This window comes from Pseudomonas fluorescens (genome assembly GCF_001623525.1).
GTDB lineage: Bacteria > Pseudomonadota > Gammaproteobacteria > Pseudomonadales > Pseudomonadaceae > Aquipseudomonas > Aquipseudomonas fluorescens_Q.
Window position 1 is genome coordinate 6,789,270 of the sequence record NZ_CP015225.1, and the last position, 15,804, is coordinate 6,805,073.

Below are 15,804 nucleotides of genomic sequence, written 5' to 3' on the forward strand. Positions count from 1 at the left end.
TAAATCATGACCATTCAAAACAATGCACTGCCAACGGCACGCAAACCCCTGGACCTGCGTCGCTTCCTGGATGACTGGGTCATGTTGCTGGCGGCCATCGGCATCTTCGTGCTCTGCACCCTGATGATCGACAACTTCCTGTCGCCGCTGAACATGCGCGGGCTGGGCCTGGCGATTTCCACCACCGGCATCGCGGCCTGCACCATGTTGTATTGCCTGGCGTCCGGGCACTTCGACTTGTCGGTCGGTTCGGTGATTGCCTGTGCCGGCGTGGTCGCGGCGGTGGTGATGCGCGACACCAACAGCGTGTTCCTTGGCATCAGCGCGGCGCTGGTGATGGGGTTGATCGTCGGCTTGATCAACGGCATCGTCATTGCCAAGCTGCGGGTCAATGCGTTGATTACCACATTGGCGACCATGCAGATCGTCCGCGGCCTGGCTTACATCTTCGCCAACGGTAAAGCGGTGGGCGTGTCCCAGGAATCGTTCTTCGTGTTCGGCAACGGGCAGATGTTCGGCGTGCCGGTGCCGATCCTGATCACCATCGTGTGCTTCCTGTTTTTCGGCTGGCTGCTGAACTACACCACCTACGGGCGCAACACCATGGCCATTGGCGGCAACCAGGAAGCGGCGCTCTTGGCCGGCGTGAACGTTGATCGCACCAAGATCATCATCTTTGCCGTACATGGCGTGATCGGTGCCCTGGCCGGGGTGATCCTGGCCTCGCGCATGACCTCGGGCCAGCCGATGATCGGCCAGGGCTTCGAACTCACCGTGATCTCGGCTTGCGTGCTGGGTGGGGTGTCGTTGAGCGGCGGTATCGGCATGATCCGCCACGTCATTGCAGGTGTGCTGATTTTGGCGATCATCGAAAACGCGATGAACCTGAAGAACATCGACACCTTCTACCAATACGTCATCCGCGGCTCGATCCTGTTGCTGGCGGTGGTGATCGACCGCTTGAAACAGCGCTGAACAACCCATAGCGAGCTCTGGCGACTGATCTACCGCTATCGCGAGCAAGCTCGCTCCCACAGGATGTTGTGCCGGGACGCAGAACTCCAGCACAGCGCGGGCCCACTGTGGGAGCGAGCTTGCTCGCGAAGGCGTGCACCCAGACGCCGACAATCACCCCGCCTTGCGCAACGCCTCAACCAATTGCTGCTTACGCATCTTCGAGCGCCCGGGAATGTTTTTCGCCCGGGCCTCCTTCATCAGGCTGTCCACCGTCTGGGCCTCATGAGAGGCCTTGCTGGTGCGTGGATGACCTTCGCGGGTCTTGGCGGCGCGGCGGGCCGATTCCCTGCGGTCGGTTTTCTTTTCCGCGGCCGGTTTCGCCTTCCCCGAACCGCCGGAGCGTTCGCCGCCGCCGGACTGTTTGTTGACCGTTGCCCAAGCGCGTGCCTCGGCCGTGTCCTTGGACAGGCCTTTCTTCTCGTAGCTCTCTTCGATGTGCTCGGCCTTGCGCTTTTGTTCGGCGGTGTATTTGTCTTTGCTTCCACGAGGCATGGGATGTTCCTCCTCAAATGTCTGAGCAGAGGCTATTGGCTGGCGGCGCCACCTTCGGAGCCCGAACCACCGGTCGTGGTTTTCGAGCCTACCCCGGTCTCGGCGTTATCAGGCGCTGTCGAGTCCGGCGTATTCATGCCGCCCTGACGACCCGTGTCATTACCCTGCACACGCGGATCGGTGCCGGTGGCGGGCGGCTGGCCATTGTTCAGGCCGCCGCCGGTTCCGTCGGTGTTCAATTTGGGCAGGCCTTGCGTGGCGGGGGAGTTGGGCGCTTGCACGGGATCGGTCGGCCCGGTGCCGGAGGTCGAAGCCGCGAAGGCCACCGAGGACAGCAACGCGGCGAAGGTGAATGCGGTCAGCCTTGAAGTGATCATGGGTGTCGCCTCCATTTTTCAGAATGCTTACCTGATCTTGGGCCTCGCTGGATTTGGGTTGGTGCCTCGGACGCGACGAATGGCGGTTCTGAAGGAGGCGTGCGCCGCAATCAAATAGTTGGATCGATATGTGACGAGCGCCGCGCCGCGGCTTAGTATGGCGCTTTCAATTGGCTACAAGGCCTGTTCATGTCCATCGAGATCCGTCCTGCGCAACCCAGCGATGCGCCTCAAATCCTTGCCTTCATCACCGAGCTGGCCGATTACGAAAAGGCCCGTCACGAAGTCATCGCCAGTGTGGCGGACATCGAGCGTAGCCTGTTCAGCGAGGGCGCGACCGCCCACGGCTTGATCTGCCTGCGTGACGGCGTGCCAATCGGTTTTGCGGTGTTTTTCTTCAGTTACTCCACTTGGCTGGGCAGCAATTGCCTGTACCTCGAGGACCTGTACATCACGCCAGAGCAGCGCGGCGGCGGGGCGGGCAAGACCTTGTTGCGGCACCTGGCGAAAATTGCCTGCGACAACGATTGCGGTCGCTTCGAATGGAGCGTGCTGGACTGGAACACCCCGGCCATCGAGTTCTACAAATCCCTCGGCGCGCAGCCCCAGGAAGAATGGGTGCGCTACCGAATGGACGGCAAGGTGCTACGGGATTTTGCTAACGGCAACTGAGCTGTTCATGAGTGCGCGGCGGATGCGTACTCGGCAAATCCGGGGCGCTGTTCCAACCGCTTGCAATAGGCGGCGACCGCTGGATAGTCGGGACGCTCCATGGGCGCTTGGCGCCAGCGGTGCACCGACAAGCCGATGAGCACGTCCGCAAGGGAAAACGCCGTACCGGCCACGTAGGCGCCGGTGCGGTTCAACTGCTGCTCCAGCAAACCCATCTTCTCGTTCCAGCCCTTGACGCCGGCGGCGATGCGCAGTGGGTCCTGGAAGTCTGGATTCTTGCGTACCAGGGCGTGGAATGCGTAGCCCCATGACGGGTTGAGCTCTGTGGCTTGCCAGTCCATCCACTGCTCGACACGCGCCCGTGCGGCAGGCTCGACAGGCAGCAGGTCGTTGCGCCCATGTTTGCCCACCAGATAGCGGCAAATGGTGTTCGACTCCCAGAGCACACCGTTCTCATCAATGATCACCGGCACCTGGGCATTGGGATTCAAGGCCAGGAACGCCGGGTCGTGGGTCGAGGAAAAACCGATGCCCCAGTCTTCGCGCTCGTAGGCGATTTCCAATTCCTGGCAGGTCCACAACACTTTTCTGACATTGATCGAGGAAGTGCGACCGAGGATTTTCAGCTGTTGTCCCATCACTTTTTCCCTAGTTGTTTGGCGTCCGCTCAGAAACGTAGCAGGGTCTTGGACGGATGGCGATGGGCTTTAGGGTTGGTTCATAAAATCCCAATATATGGGAGTGATATTTATATATTGAGATTTTGTTGCGTCCAGGTTTATAGTCCGTTCCACTCACTGCCAAAAAACAGAACAGGTGAAGCGGATGCAGGCGCAATTGATCGCGCTCGATTGGGGGACCACCTCATTACGGGCTTACAAACTCGCAGCCGGTGGCGAGGTGCTCGAGCAGCGCTCGCTGTCATCGGGGATCATGCAGTTGCCTTCCCAGCCGCGAACCGTGGCCGGCCGGGCGTGCATCGATGGTTTCGAACTGGCCTTCGACGAGGCCTGCGGCGACTGGCTCGATGCCCAGCCAGGCTTGCCCGTGATTGCCTGTGGCATGGTCGGCAGCGCTCAGGGCTGGCGTGAAGCGCCTTACTGCGACACACCCGCCAACGTCGCCAATCTCGGACATTCCCTACAAACCGTTCGCAGCCTTCGCGGTGTCGATGTGCACATCGTGCCCGGCGTGATTCAGCGTTCACGCTTGCCCAATGTCATGCGCGGTGAAGAAACCCAGGTGCTCGGCGCCTTGCACAGCCTGCCGGACGAAGCGGTGTTGATCGGCTTGCCCGGCAGTCATTCGAAATGGGTGGAAGTGACCGATGGCTGCATCGTGCATTTCGACACCTTCATGACCGGCGAGATCTTTGCCGTGCTCAGTGACCACAGCATTCTCGGCCGCACCCAGCAACGGAGTACGACCTTCGATGGCGTGGCCTTTGATCGTGGCGTACAGGTGGCGTTGTCGGTGGACGGCCAGATCGGTCCGCTGTCCACGGTGTTCAGCGCTCGCAGTCTGGGCTTGACCGGCGAACTGGAGGCCAGCGCCCAGGCCGATTACCTCTCGGGCCTGCTGATCGGCCATGAGCTGACGGCGCTGGCCGAGGTGCAGCGTCGGCGACGCGACAGCCTCCATCTGCCGACGGTGGTGCTGATCGGCAACTCCCAACTCTGTGTCCGTTATCAACGGGCCCTCGACGCCTGCGGTTTCGCCCGGGTGACCCTGGCCGAACAGGCCACCGAACGCGGTTTGTGGCAACTGGCCGTAGCGGCCGGGTTGCTCGATTCCACCGCCCCCTGAACCTGACTGGAGGTCTGACATGCTCACACAAGCACTGGCGCACAACGGGCTGATTGCGATCCTGCGTGGTCTGCGTCCCGAAGAGGCGGCGGCCATCGGCGAAGTCCTGTACAGCGCCGGATTTCGCGTCATCGAAGTGCCGCTCAATTCCCCCGAGCCGTACGAAAGCATCCGCATCCTGCGTAGCACCTTGCCCGCCGATTGCCTGATCGGCGCCGGCACCGTGCTCACGCCGGAGCAGGTGGAGCAGGTGAAAACCGCTGGCGGCCAAGTGATCGTCATGCCTCACAGCGATCCGAAGGTGCTGCGGGCGGCGAAAGCGGCGGGTCTGTACCTGTCGCCGGGTGTCGCCACGCCTACCGAAGCGTTTGCCGCGCTGGCCGAAGGCGCCCATGTACTGAAGATGTTCCCCGCCGAGCAGATGGGCCCGGCGGTGGTCAAGGCCTGGCTCGCGGTGCTGCCGGCCGGGACCGTGCTGGTGCCGGTGGGTGGGATTACGCCGGACAACATGGCGGTGTTCGTCGAAGCCGGCGTCAAGGGTTTCGGCCTCGGTTCCGGGCTGTTCAAGCCGGGCCTGACAGTGGATGAAGTGGCGGTGCGCGCCAAGGCCTACGTGGCGGCATGGAACGCCTTGAACTGAAGACTTTTCCAGCGCCCCGTGCGCTGCATCTGACAAGAGAGACAACAAGATGAAAATCACCAAGCTGACCACGTTTATCGTTCCGCCGCGCTGGTGCTTCCTCAAGGTCGAGACCGACGAGGGCGTGACCGGTTGGGGCGAGCCCGTGGTCGAAGGCCGTGCCCACACGGTGGCAGCGGCTGTCGAGGAATTGTCCGACTACCTGATCGGCAAAGACCCACGCAACATCGAAGACATCTGGACCGTGCTCTATCGCGGCGGCTTCTACCGCGGCGGGGCCATTCACATGAGCGCCCTGGCCGGCATCGACCAGGCGCTGTGGGACATCAAGGGCAAGGCCCTGGGCGTGTCGGTCAGCGATCTGCTGGGCGGCCAGGTGCGCGACAAGATCCGTGTGTATTCGTGGATCGGCGGCGACCGGCCGGCGGACACCGCTCGTGCGGCGAAAGAGGCGGTGGCGCGGGGCTTCACGGCGGTGAAGATGAACGGCACAGAAGAGCTGCAGTTTCTCGACACCTTCGAAAAAGTCGACCTTGCCCTGGCCAACGTGGCGGCGGTGCGCGATGCGGTGGGGCCGAACGTCGGCATTGGCGTGGACTTCCACGGCCGGGTGCACAAACCGATGGCCAAGGTGCTGATGAAGGAACTCGACCCCTACAAGCTGATGTTCATCGAAGAGCCGGTGCTCAGCGAAAACTACGAAGCCCTCAAGGAGTTGGCGCCGCTGACCAGCACCCCGATTGCCCTCGGTGAGCGGTTGTTTTCCCGTTGGGACTTCAAACGGGTGCTCAGCGAAGGTTACGTGGACATCATCCAGCCGGATGCCTCCCATGCCGGCGGCATCACCGAAACCCGCAAGATCGCCAACATGGCCGAGGCCTACGACGTGGCGCTGGCGCTGCACTGCCCGCTGGGCCCGATCGCCCTGGCGGCGTGCCTGCAACTGGACGCGGTCTGCTACAACGCGTTCATCCAGGAACAGAGCCTGGGTATCCACTACAACGAGAGCAACGACCTGCTGGACTACATCAAGGATCCGCAGGTGTTCGACTACGACAAGGGCTTCGTGAAAATCCCGAATGGCCCGGGCCTGGGCATCGAGATCAACGAGGAATACGTCATCGAACGCGCGGCCATCGGCCACCGCTGGCGCAACCCGATCTGGCGTCATGCCGATGGCAGTTTTGCCGAGTGGTGATTCTCTAGACAACCACAACCCCTGTGGCGAGGGAGCTTGCTCCCGCTCGACTGCGCAGCAGTCGCAGAGATGTCAGTTCATACATACAGGGGGCTGCTGCGCAGCCCAGCGGGAGCAAGCTCCCTCGCCACGGGTCGACTCGACTGCTCGTTAGTTTCGCCCTTAATAAACATAAAAAGAGGCACCTCACATGCAAGCGCACACCCTGAGCGCGCAGGCGTCGTTGGTGACGCCCAGCCGCAAGCGTTTTTTCATCATGGTCCTGCTGTTCATCACCGTGGTGATCAATTACCTGGACCGCAGCAACCTCTCGATCGCCGCCCCCGCGTTGACCAGCGACCTGGGCATCGATCCGATCCATGTCGGGCTGATTTTCTCGGCGTTCGGCTGGACCTATGCCGCCATGCAGATCCCCGGTGGCTGGCTGGTGGACCGGGTGCCGCCGCGCATTCTGTATAGCGTGGCGTTGCTGTTGTGGTCGGTGGCCACGGTCATGCTAGGTTTTGCCGCCAGTTTCATCGCGCTGTTCGTGCTGCGCATGGCGGTCGGTGCCCTGGAAGCGCCGGCTTATCCGATCAACAGCCGCGTGGTCACCACCTGGTTCCCCGAGCGCGAGCGGGCCACGGCCATCGGTTTCTACACCTCCGGGCAGTTCGTCGGGCTGGCTTTCCTGACGCCAGTACTGGCGTGGCTGCAACACGCCTTCGGTTGGCACATGGTGTTTGTCGCCACGGGCGCGGTGGGTATTCTCTGGGCGGCGATCTGGTACGCGGTGTATCGCGAGCCACGGGATTTCAAAGGCGCCAACGCCGCCGAAATCGAACTGATTCGCGAAGGCGGCGGGCTGGTGGATATCCAGGCCGATACCGCCAAGGTCAAGGCCAAATTCAGTTGGTCCGACCTGGGCATTGTCCTGACTCAACGCAAGTTGTGGGGCATTTACCTGGGCCAGTTCTGTCTCAACTCCACGCTGTGGTTTTTCCTGACGTGGTTCCCGACCTACCTGGTGAAATATCGCGGCATGGATTTCATCAAGTCCGGTCTGCTGGCGTCGTTGCCGTTCCTCGCGGCGTTTGTCGGCGTGCTGTGCTCCGGGTTCTTCTCCGACTGGCTGATTCGCCGCGGCGCCACGGTGGGGTTTGCGCGCAAGCTGCCGATCATTGGCGGTCTGTTGATCTCCACCTCGATCATCGGCGCCAACTTTGTTGAATCGACGCCGCTGGTGATCGCCTTCCTGGCCCTGGCGTTCTTCGGCAATGGCCTGGCGTCGATCACCTGGTCGCTGGTCTCCACACTGGCCCCGGCGCGGTTGCTCGGGCTGACGGGTGGGGTGTTCAACTTCATCGGTAACCTGGCGGCGATCGCCACGCCGATCGTCATTGGCTTCCTTGCCAGCGGCGATTCGTTTGCCCCGGCCATCACCTATATCTCTGTCCTGGCACTGGCTGGCGCGCTGTCCTACATCCTGCTGGTCGGGAAGGTCGAGCGCATCGAGTTGTAGTCCGACGGGGCGGGCGACCATAATGCCGCCCGTTCCCGCTCACTGTTGAAGGCCGGCTATGCAGCAAGACGATCCAAAAATCACCAAGGATGCCGCACCTACGGGCACGCAGACATTGTTGCGTGGCCTGGGGGTGGTCCAGGCGGTCGCCAGCGGCGCCCGTGACTTGAAGGAAATCGCCCGGCTGATCGGCACCACCCGCAGCACCACCCATCGCCTGGCCAGTTGCCTGGTGGACGAACGTTACCTGCGCGTGGTGCCGCAAGTGGGCTACCTGCTGGGACCGAAGCTGATCGAGCTGGGTTTCCAGGCCCGCGAAGAGTTGCCACTGGTGAGCCTGGCGGGGCCGTACTTGGACGAACTGTCGGCACTGACCGGGGACACCGTTCACCTGGCGATTCGTGAGGGCGACGAAGTCTTGTACCTGCTGAAGAATCCAGGGCGCAACGGCCCGGAAATGCGTTCGCGCGTAGGCCATCGCATGCCGCTGGCGCGCACCGGGATCGGCAAGGCGCTGATGCTCGATGATTCGCAGGAACAATGGAAGCGGCTGTATGAAATCAGCCTGCCAGCCGGTGGGAAGAATCAGTTCTGGCCCCAGCATCAGGAGCAATCCTGGGAACAGTTCCAGCAACGGATGCTGGAGTACGTGGCGGGGGGTTATGCCTTCGACCTGGAAGACAACGAACCGTCGATTCGCTGTGTGGCGGCGCCGATCCGGGACGCCGGCAAGCGCATCGTTGCCGGTATCAGCATCGCCAGCACCGTGCCGTACATGCCGCTGGAAAAGATGGCCGAGCTGATTCCCCTGGTCAAAGGGGTCACAGCCCGGCTGTCGGCGGAACTGGGCGCCAAGGTCTGACGAACGTCAGGCCTTGAGCGTTGCCATGTCGATGACGAAACGGTATTTCACGTCACCGGCGATCATGCGGCTGTAGGCCTCGTTGATCTGACGGATGTCGAGCATCTCGATGTCGCAGCTGATGTTGTGCTCGGCGCAGAAATCCAGCACTTCTTGGGTTTCGGCGATACCGCCAATCAACGAACCGGCCAGGACGCGACGGCCCATGATCAAGTTGGCCGCATGGACCGGTGGATCGATCGGCTCGACCAGACCCACCAGGATGTGCACGCCGTCGAAGCGCAGGGTGCTGAGGTAGGGATTGAGATCGTGCTGCACTGGAATGGTGTCCAGCAGGAAATGGAAGCGTCCGGCCGCGGCGGCCATCTGCTCGGGATCGGTGGACACAATCACATGATCGGCGCCCTGGCGACGGGCCTCTTCAGCCTTGCTGGCCGAGCGGGTGAACAACGTGACTTCCGCGCCCATGGCTTTGGCGAACTTGATCCCCATATGGCCGAGGCCACCCATGCCCAGCACGCCGACCTTGTCGCCGGGCTTCACGCCGTAGTGCTTGAGGGGCGAGTAGGTGGTGATGCCGGCACAGAGAATCGGTGCGGCGCTGGCCGGGTCGAGTGCGGCCGGGATGCGCAACACGAAGTGCTCTTGGACCACGATGCTGTTGGAGTAGCCACCCATGGTATGCCCGCCGCTGACCCGGTCTGGGCTGGCGTAGGTCTGGGTCATGCCCTGATAGCAGTATTGCTCCAGGTCCGCGTGACAAGCTTCGCACTCGCGGCAGGAGTCGACCATGCAGCCAACACCCACCAAGTCGCCGACCTTATGACGGGTGACATTTGCACCGACGGCGGTGACTTTGCCGATGATCTCGTGGCCAGGCATCAGTGGATAAACGGCGATGCCCCATTCGTTGCGCGCCTGGTGGATGTCGGAGTGGCAGACGCCGCAATAGAGGATTTCGATCGCCACATCGTCAGCTCGCGGGCTGCGGCGTTCGAACTTCATGGGGGCGAGGGGAGCGGTGGGCGATTGGGCGGCGTATCCGATGGCGGTGTACATGATGGACCTCGCTAAGCAGTGAACAGTGAACAGTGAGGTGATCTATTCTGGGAGCCTTGACCGTATGCGGCGATGACCATTCCTACGGGTGTCATGCCTAATCCTCCGGCCTTGGCCTAGGATTGCTCCTATGTGACGCCAGACCTGCGATGATGTTCCCATCCATTTTTTCGTGAAGTTTCCCCATGTTGCTGACCCGTCATCTCGATGCCAACGCGGCGCTGGTTTCGCTGATCGAACCCTTGGCGACCCGTGACGGCTTTATTCCTACGCGCCTGCCTGGCGTGCAAGTGCTGCGGTGCAGCCAGGACATCGCCCGTGGCCCGCAGCTCTACGAGCCGAGCCTGGTGATCATCGCCCAAGGCAGCAAGCTGGCGTACCTGGGACCGCGTACGCTGGAGTACGGCGCCGGGCATTACTTGATCCAGGCGTTGCCGGTGCCGTTCGAATGTGAAACCTACGCCATGCCCGATGCTCCGTTGCTCGGGATTTCGGTTGCGATCGATCGGGCGCTGTTGGGCGAGCTGGTGCTGGCCATGGGATTGATGCCGGGGCGAAGCCTCGCGGCCCAGACGCCGGAGTCCATGACCAGCGCCGTGCTCGATGGCGCCATGCGCGGATGCGTCGAACGCCTGTTGCAGTGCTTGCACGACCCACTGGAATGCCAGGTCATGGGGCAGGCGCGGCTGCGGGAGTTGCTGTTCGTCGCGTTGCGCGGGCCCCAGGCCGATGTGCTGCGGGCGCTGGTGGAGCAGCAAGGCCAATTCGCCCGGATTGCCGCGGCCCTGAGCCATTTGCATACGCACTTCACCGAGCCGCTGAACGTCGAGACATTGGCCAGTTGCGCGAACATGAGCGCTTCGACCTTCCATGAGCATTTCAAGCGCAGCACCTTGCTGTCGCCCGTGCAGTACCTCAAGCGTCTGCGCCTGCTCAAGGCTCAACGATTGCTTCTCAGCGAAGGCTTGGGCGTGGCCCAGGTCGCGCATCAGGTGGGGTATCAGAGTTCGTCGCAGTTCAGCCGGGAGTACAAGCGCTATTTTGAGCGCAACCCCGGGGAAGAGCGCGCCGCCTGATTCACTGCAGATCCCACATTTTGGACTGCGGTGTTGCTTGGATGGCAGGCAACAAAAAGGCCCCCATTGTGGGTAATGCTGTTCACTTAAGGCAGTCGACAAACCCGTGGCGAGGGAGCTTGCTCCCGCTGGGCTGCGAAGCGGCCCCAAAACCTGCCAAATACGGAGCATCAGACACACCGCACCCGCCGGTTTACGACTGCTTCGCAGCCGAGCGGGAGCAAGCTCCCTCGCCACAGGTCCATCATTTTTCTTAAGTGAACAGCATTACCCCATTGCGGGAGCCTCGATGTTCAGCGTGTCGGCTTACATGTTCGGGTAAGTCGGTCCGCCCGCGCCTTCCGGCGACACCCAAGTGATGTTCTGCGAAGGGTCCTTGATGTCACAGGTCTTGCAGTGCACGCAGTTCTGGGCGTTGATCTGGAAGCGCTTCTCGCCGTCTTCCTTGGTCACCACTTCGTACACGCCGGCCGGGCAGTAGCGCTGGGCCGGTTCGTCGTACAACGGCAGGTTCTTGCTGATCGGGATGCTCGGGTCGGTCAGCTTCAGGTGGCAGGGCTGTTCTTCTTCATGGTTGGTACCGGAGATGAACACCGAGCTGAGTTTGTCGAAGCTGATCTTGCCGTCCGGTTTCGGGTAGTCGATCTTCTTGCTGTCGGCCGCCAGCTTGAGGCAGGCGTAGTCCGGCTTGTTGTCATGCAGGGTGAACGGCAGCTTGCCGCCGAAGATGTTCTGGTCGAGCCAGTTGAAGCCACCACCGATGATGGCGCCGTACTTGTGGATCGCCGCGCCGAAGTTGCGACTGGCGAACAGCTCTTCGTACAGCCAGCTGTTCTTGAAGCTGTCGACGTAGGCGGTCAGTTCATCACCGCCTTCGGATTCGGCGAACAGGCGATCAGCCACCGCCTCGGCGGCGAGCATGCCGGATTTCATGGCGGTGTGGCTGCCCTTGATCTTGGCGAAGTTCAGGGTGCCGAGGTCGCAACCGATCAGCGCACCGCCCTTGAAGACCATTTTCGGCAGCGAATTCAGGCCACCCTTGCAGATGGCGCGGGCGCCATAGCTGACGCGCTTGCCGCCGTCCAGGTACTGCTTGAGTACCGGGTGATGCTTGAGGCGCTGGAACTCGTCGAACGGGGACAGGTAGGCATTGCTGTAGGACAGGTCGACGATCAGGCCGACCACCACCTGGTTGTTTTCCAGGTGATAAAGGAAGGAGCCGCCGGTGTTCTCGGTGCCCATGATGTCCAGCGGCCAGCCGGCGGTGTGCACCACCAGGCCGGGTTGATGCTTGGCCGGGTCGATTTCCCAGATTTCCTTCAGGCCGATGCCGTAGTGCTGGGCGTCGGCCTCGCTGTCCAGGTTGAAGCGCTTGATCAATTGCTTGCCGATGTGACCACGGCAGCCTTCGGCGAACAGCGTGTATTTGCCACGCAGCTCCATGCCCGGGGTGTAGAGGCCTTCCTTCGGATTGCCTTCGCGGTCGACACCCAGGTCGCCGGTGATGATCCCGCGCACCACACCGTTTTCGTCGAACAGCGCTTCCTGGGCGGCGAAGCCCGGGTAGATTTCCACGCCCAGGTTCTCGGCTTGCTGGGCCAGCCAGCGGCACAGGTTGCCCAGGGAAATAATATAGTTGCCTTCGTTGTGCATGGTCTTGGGCACGAAGAAGTCAGGGATTTTGCTCGCGGTCTCGGCGTTTTTCAGGACATAAATGTCATCGCGTTTGACGGGCGTATTCAGCGGTGCGCCGAGTTCTTTCCAGTCCGGGAACAGTTCGTTCAGGGCACGGGGTTCGAACACCGCGCCGGAGAGAATGTGCGCACCGACTTCCGAGCCTTTTTCGACCACGCAGACGCTGATTTCCTTACCGGCTTCGGCGGCCTTCTGTTTCAGTCGGCAAGCGGCAGACAGGCCAGCGGGGCCGGCACCGACGATGACCACGTCGAATTCCATGTATTCGCGTTCCACAGGGCTATCTCCTACTCAAGGCTCACAGTTTTTTCTAATTGGAGGTTTGGCGTTGCATCCGTTGTTTCCTTCGCAAAAAGCGACGAAAGCGACAATGGATGAAACGCGTGTCTCTCTTAAGCGGCGCATTATATCTACACCACTCTCAGGGTCCAATACAAACGTTTGTTTGAAATTGCCGCAGCCCAGATAAATCACTGACGTACGGCTTATGACTGACCATTTTGCCGTATTGACCGGAATAGGCGTTCCGGTCAAGATACGGGCGGTTTTGCGCTCGCCGTAGGCTGACTGTTGGTTTCAAGAGCACCTCTAAAGACAGGGCGAAGGCAGCACAAAGTGACGCATTGCGTGGTTCCGACGCGCAGTTTACACGCCGCGATAATGAATGACTCATCGGTCATCACTGACGAATGGTCTTCACTCCCGTGAGCTGGGTCATGTGTGGTTCATGCCGGCGTTTTTAGAGGTGCCCTTGCGCCCATGAGCATCAACCGCCAGGTTCGCCTAGGCGACTTTTTTTCACCGGAGAGTAACGAGGAATCCATGAAGGTTCTTGTAGCTGTCAAACGAGTGGTCGACTATAACGTCAAGGTTCGCGTCAAGGCGGACAACTCCGGCGTCGACCTCGCCAACGTCAAGATGTCGATGAACCCTTTCTGCGAAATCGCCGTAGAAGAAGCCGTACGCCTGAAGGAAAAAGGCGTGGCGACAGAGATCGTCGTCGTCTCCATCGGCCCGACCACCGCCCAGGAACAACTGCGCACCGCGCTGGCACTGGGTGCCGATCGCGCCATCCTCGTCGAATCCGCCGAAGACCTGACCTCGCTGGCCGTGGCCAAGCTGCTCAAGGCCGTTGTCGACAAGGAACAGCCATCGCTGGTGATCCTCGGCAAACAAGCCATCGACAGCGACAACAACCAGACCGGCCAGATGCTCGCTGCTTTGAGCGGCTACGGTCAGGGCACGTTCGCGTCCAAGGTCGAAGTCAGCGGTGACAGCGTTGCCGTGACCCGCGAAATCGACGGCGGCGCGCAAACCGTTTCCCTGAAACTGCCGGCCATCGTCACCACCGACCTGCGTTTGAACGAGCCGCGTTATGCGTCCCTGCCAAACATCATGAAAGCCAAGAAGAAGCCGCTTGAAGTGCTGACGCCTGACGCTTTGGGCGTTTCCACCGCCTCCACCAACAAGACCCTCAAGGTCGAAGCGCCGGCTGCACGCAGCGCGGGCATCAAGGTCAAGTCGGTGGCTGAACTGGTCGAGAAACTGAAAAACGAAGCGAAGGTGATCTGATCATGACTATCCTCGTAATCGCCGAACACGATAACAAGGCGCTGGCTCCGGCCACGCTGAACACTGTTGCTGCTGCCGCTAAAATCGGTGGCGACATTCACGTGCTGGTAGCTGGCCAGGGTGCTGGCGCTGTGGCTGAAGCTGCTGCGAAAATCGCGGGCGTGGCCAAAGTGCTGTCGGCCGACAACGCCGCCTACGCGCACCAACTGCCGGAAAACGTTGCGCCGCTGGTAGCCGAGCTGGGCAAGGGCTACAGCCACATCCTGGCGGCCGCCACGTCCAACGGCAAAAACATCCTGCCGCGCGTGGCTGCTGCACTGGACGTCGACCAGATCTCCGAGATCATCTCGGTCGAAAGCGCCGACACCTTCAAGCGTCCGATCTACGCGGGCAACGCCATTGCCACCGTGCAATCGTCCGCTGCGGTCAAGGTCATCACCGTCCGCGCCACCGGTTTCGACCCGGTTGCCGCCGAAGGTGGCTCGGCTGCCGTTGAAGCGCTAGGCGCTGCCCACGACGCCGGCATCTCCAGCTTCGTCAACGAAGAACTGGCCAAGTCCGACCGTCCTGAACTGACCGCTGCCAAGATCGTCGTTTCCGGCGGCCGTGGCATGCAGAACGGCGATAACTTCAAGCACCTGTACGCCCTGGCCGACAAGCTGGGCGCGGCGGTCGGCGCTTCCCGCGCGGCGGTCGACGCAGGCTTCGTGCCCAACGACATGCAGGTCGGCCAGACCGGCAAGATCGTTGCGCCACAGCTGTACATCGCCGTCGGTATCTCCGGCGCGATCCAGCACCTGGCGGGCATGAAAGACTCCAAAGTGATTGTTGCGATCAACAAGGACGAAGAGGCGCCGATCTTCCAGGTAGCCGACTATGGCCTGGTGGCGGACCTGTTCGAAGCCATCCCTGAGCTGGAGAAGCTGGTCTAATCCGGCGTCTTCACTTATAAAGAGCCCGGCCCTTTGGCCGGGCTTTTTATTTCTGCCTCAGAGGAGCGTATTGCCATGGATCTGCGTCGTTTGGCCGGCTGGCCGTTGCTGTGGACGTTGGCGCTCGTGCCAGGCCTGTCTGTCGCCGCCGGCAAATGTGAACGACTGATCGCTACCGGTAGCCCGGATGCGCCGCCCTATCTCTGGCAGGACCCTCAAGACCCCAAGCACTTGATTGGCGCCAGTGCCGACCTGCTGGCGCACGTCGCGCAAGAACTGGGGATCAAGATCGAACTGCTGTATGCCGGCAAGCGCGCCCAGGCGTTGGACGAAGTGCGCAGCGGACGCATGGACCTGCTCACCGACGCGCCACTGACCGTTACCGGGCTTGAAGTGCTGGATTACGTTCATCCGCCCTTGCTCGAAAACGATTACCTGGTCTGGACCCGCAAGGACTCGACGCTGGTCATCAACCAGCCCGCGGACCTTCACGGTCATCCCGGGGCCTTGTCGGAAAAGGTCCGTATGACCCAGGGATTTGGCGTCTTTGCCGAGCAGAAATTGTCCCTGGTGCGCACGCCCAACCTGACCCAGGCCTTTCAGAAACTGCTGCTGGGCGAGGTGGAATATGTCCTGGCGGGACGCTACTCGGGTCTGGCAATGGCGCAGACACTGGGGATGGCCAACGACCTGCAAGCCGCACCGCAACCGGTGGACAAACCCGGGCTGTTCCTCGCGGTTTCCCATAACTCCGCCTGCAATGACCCATGGTTACGCGGACAGCTGGCGCAAAAGATGACAGAATTGGCCGCGTCCGGTCTGACGGAGGCTGTGTTGCAGCGCAATCTCGAGCGTTGGAAAACACAGTTGCAGCCACCTGTCAGTGCCCCAAAACAGTAGGGAAC

The 15,804-nt window shown here is 61.4% G+C and carries 16 protein-coding genes; 11 read left to right on the forward strand and 5 right to left on the reverse strand.

Translation table 11 applies throughout. The features are described 5' to 3' along the window. Window positions 1-6: 6 nt before the first annotated feature. Complete coding sequence (gene araH, locus TK06_RS29735) at window positions 7-975, forward strand: L-arabinose ABC transporter permease AraH (RefSeq protein ID WP_063324929.1); 969 nt, start codon at window positions 7-9, stop codon at window positions 973-975. Window positions 976-1,128: 153 nt separating this feature from the next. On the opposite strand, the gene TK06_RS29740 is transcribed toward araH, so the two are convergent. Beyond that, entirely contained in the window at window positions 1,129-1,509 is a 381-nt protein-coding gene (locus tag TK06_RS29740; protein ID WP_063324930.1) for a Rho termination factor N-terminal domain-containing protein, read from the reverse strand. A gap of 32 nt (window positions 1,510-1,541) precedes the next feature. Beyond that, on the reverse strand, window positions 1,542-1,886 hold the full coding sequence (locus tag TK06_RS29745) for a hypothetical protein (protein ID WP_018613594.1): 345 nt from the start codon (window positions 1,884-1,886) through the stop codon (window positions 1,542-1,544). Between the two features lie 189 nt (window positions 1,887-2,075). Between TK06_RS29745 and TK06_RS29750 the strand changes: the two genes are divergently transcribed. Next, complete coding sequence (locus TK06_RS29750) at window positions 2,076-2,558, forward strand: GNAT family N-acetyltransferase (RefSeq protein ID WP_014339485.1); 483 nt, start codon at window positions 2,076-2,078, stop codon at window positions 2,556-2,558. 5 nt (window positions 2,559-2,563) lie between these two features. Here TK06_RS29750 and TK06_RS29755 read toward each other — a convergent pair whose 3' ends face one another. Beyond that, complete coding sequence (locus tag TK06_RS29755) at window positions 2,564-3,196, reverse strand: glutathione S-transferase family protein (protein WP_063324931.1); 633 nt, start codon at window positions 3,194-3,196, stop codon at window positions 2,564-2,566. A gap of 187 nt (window positions 3,197-3,383) precedes the next feature. Between TK06_RS29755 and TK06_RS29760 the strand changes: the two genes are divergently transcribed. The 5 genes from TK06_RS29760 to TK06_RS29780 all read left to right on the forward strand — a co-directional run bounded on the left by TK06_RS29760 (window position 3,384) and on the right by TK06_RS29780 (window position 8,565). Then, complete coding sequence (locus TK06_RS29760) at window positions 3,384-4,364, forward strand: 2-dehydro-3-deoxygalactonokinase (RefSeq protein WP_063324932.1); 981 nt, start codon at window positions 3,384-3,386, stop codon at window positions 4,362-4,364. 19 nt (window positions 4,365-4,383) lie between these two features. Continuing rightward, window positions 4,384-5,004, forward strand: a complete 621-nt coding sequence (locus TK06_RS29765) for a 2-dehydro-3-deoxy-6-phosphogalactonate aldolase (RefSeq protein WP_063324933.1) — start codon at window positions 4,384-4,386, stop codon at window positions 5,002-5,004. Window positions 5,005-5,053: 49 nt separating this feature from the next. After that, window positions 5,054-6,202: a galactonate dehydratase gene (dgoD, locus tag TK06_RS29770; RefSeq protein ID WP_003179439.1), complete on the forward strand. Its 1,149-nt coding sequence runs from the start codon at window positions 5,054-5,056 to the stop codon at window positions 6,200-6,202. A 190-nt stretch (window positions 6,203-6,392) separates the two neighbouring features. After that, a complete protein-coding gene (locus TK06_RS29775; RefSeq protein WP_063324934.1) occupies window positions 6,393-7,703 on the forward strand; it encodes an MFS transporter in 1,311 nt (436 codons plus the stop codon). 58 nt (window positions 7,704-7,761) lie between these two features. Further along, a complete protein-coding gene (locus TK06_RS29780) occupies window positions 7,762-8,565 on the forward strand; it encodes an IclR family transcriptional regulator (protein WP_063324935.1) in 804 nt (267 codons plus the stop codon). Between the two features lie 6 nt (window positions 8,566-8,571). Here the strand turns inward: TK06_RS29780 and TK06_RS29785 are convergent, their stop codons facing one another. Further along, complete coding sequence (locus TK06_RS29785; protein ID WP_063324936.1) at window positions 8,572-9,624, reverse strand: NAD(P)-dependent alcohol dehydrogenase; 1,053 nt, start codon at window positions 9,622-9,624, stop codon at window positions 8,572-8,574. Window positions 9,625-9,809: 185 nt separating this feature from the next. Here TK06_RS29785 and TK06_RS29790 point away from each other — a divergent pair, with 185 nt between their 5' ends. Then, window positions 9,810-10,700, forward strand: a complete 891-nt coding sequence (locus tag TK06_RS29790) for an AraC family transcriptional regulator (protein ID WP_063324937.1) — start codon at window positions 9,810-9,812, stop codon at window positions 10,698-10,700. A 306-nt stretch (window positions 10,701-11,006) separates the two neighbouring features. Here TK06_RS29790 and TK06_RS29795 read toward each other — a convergent pair whose 3' ends face one another. Beyond that, window positions 11,007-12,671, reverse strand: a complete 1,665-nt coding sequence (locus TK06_RS29795) for an electron transfer flavoprotein-ubiquinone oxidoreductase (protein ID WP_063324938.1) — start codon at window positions 12,669-12,671, stop codon at window positions 11,007-11,009. Window positions 12,672-13,217: 546 nt separating this feature from the next. On the opposite strand from TK06_RS29795, the gene TK06_RS29800 reads away from it, so the two are divergent. From TK06_RS29800 to TK06_RS29810, 3 genes are all read left to right on the forward strand, one after another. Next, complete coding sequence (locus tag TK06_RS29800; RefSeq protein WP_014339477.1) at window positions 13,218-13,967, forward strand: electron transfer flavoprotein subunit beta/FixA family protein; 750 nt, start codon at window positions 13,218-13,220, stop codon at window positions 13,965-13,967. Window positions 13,968-13,969: 2 nt separating this feature from the next. Then, entirely contained in the window at window positions 13,970-14,899 is a 930-nt protein-coding gene (locus TK06_RS29805; protein ID WP_063324939.1) for an electron transfer flavoprotein subunit alpha/FixB family protein, read from the forward strand. A 75-nt stretch (window positions 14,900-14,974) separates the two neighbouring features. Beyond that, window positions 14,975-15,799, forward strand: a complete 825-nt coding sequence (locus TK06_RS29810) for a substrate-binding periplasmic protein (protein WP_063324940.1) — start codon at window positions 14,975-14,977, stop codon at window positions 15,797-15,799. Window positions 15,800-15,804 lie beyond the last annotated feature (5 nt).

Bases quoted from the DNA above. Each gene is read 5' to 3' on its own strand.
- araH (WP_063324929.1), top strand. From the start codon at position 7: ATGACCATTCAAAACAATGCACTGCCAACGGCACGCAAACCCCTGGAC.
- TK06_RS29740 (WP_063324930.1), bottom strand. From the start codon at position 1,509: ATGCCTCGTGGAAGCAAAGACAAATACACCGCCGAACAAAAGCGCAAG.
- TK06_RS29745 (WP_018613594.1), bottom strand. From the start codon at position 1,886: ATGATCACTTCAAGGCTGACCGCATTCACCTTCGCCGCGTTGCTGTCC.
- TK06_RS29750 (WP_014339485.1), top strand. From the start codon at position 2,076: ATGTCCATCGAGATCCGTCCTGCGCAACCCAGCGATGCGCCTCAAATC.
- TK06_RS29755 (WP_063324931.1), bottom strand. From the start codon at position 3,196: ATGGGACAACAGCTGAAAATCCTCGGTCGCACTTCCTCGATCAATGTC.
- TK06_RS29760 (WP_063324932.1), top strand. From the start codon at position 3,384: ATGCAGGCGCAATTGATCGCGCTCGATTGGGGGACCACCTCATTACGG.
- TK06_RS29765 (WP_063324933.1), top strand. From the start codon at position 4,384: ATGCTCACACAAGCACTGGCGCACAACGGGCTGATTGCGATCCTGCGT.
- dgoD (WP_003179439.1), top strand. From the start codon at position 5,054: ATGAAAATCACCAAGCTGACCACGTTTATCGTTCCGCCGCGCTGGTGC.
- TK06_RS29775 (WP_063324934.1), top strand. From the start codon at position 6,393: ATGCAAGCGCACACCCTGAGCGCGCAGGCGTCGTTGGTGACGCCCAGC.
- TK06_RS29780 (WP_063324935.1), top strand. From the start codon at position 7,762: ATGCAGCAAGACGATCCAAAAATCACCAAGGATGCCGCACCTACGGGC.
- TK06_RS29785 (WP_063324936.1), bottom strand. From the start codon at position 9,624: ATGTACACCGCCATCGGATACGCCGCCCAATCGCCCACCGCTCCCCTC.
- TK06_RS29790 (WP_063324937.1), top strand. From the start codon at position 9,810: ATGTTGCTGACCCGTCATCTCGATGCCAACGCGGCGCTGGTTTCGCTG.
- TK06_RS29800 (WP_014339477.1), top strand. From the start codon at position 13,218: ATGAAGGTTCTTGTAGCTGTCAAACGAGTGGTCGACTATAACGTCAAG.
- TK06_RS29805 (WP_063324939.1), top strand. From the start codon at position 13,970: ATGACTATCCTCGTAATCGCCGAACACGATAACAAGGCGCTGGCTCCG.
- TK06_RS29810 (WP_063324940.1), top strand. From the start codon at position 14,975: ATGGATCTGCGTCGTTTGGCCGGCTGGCCGTTGCTGTGGACGTTGGCG.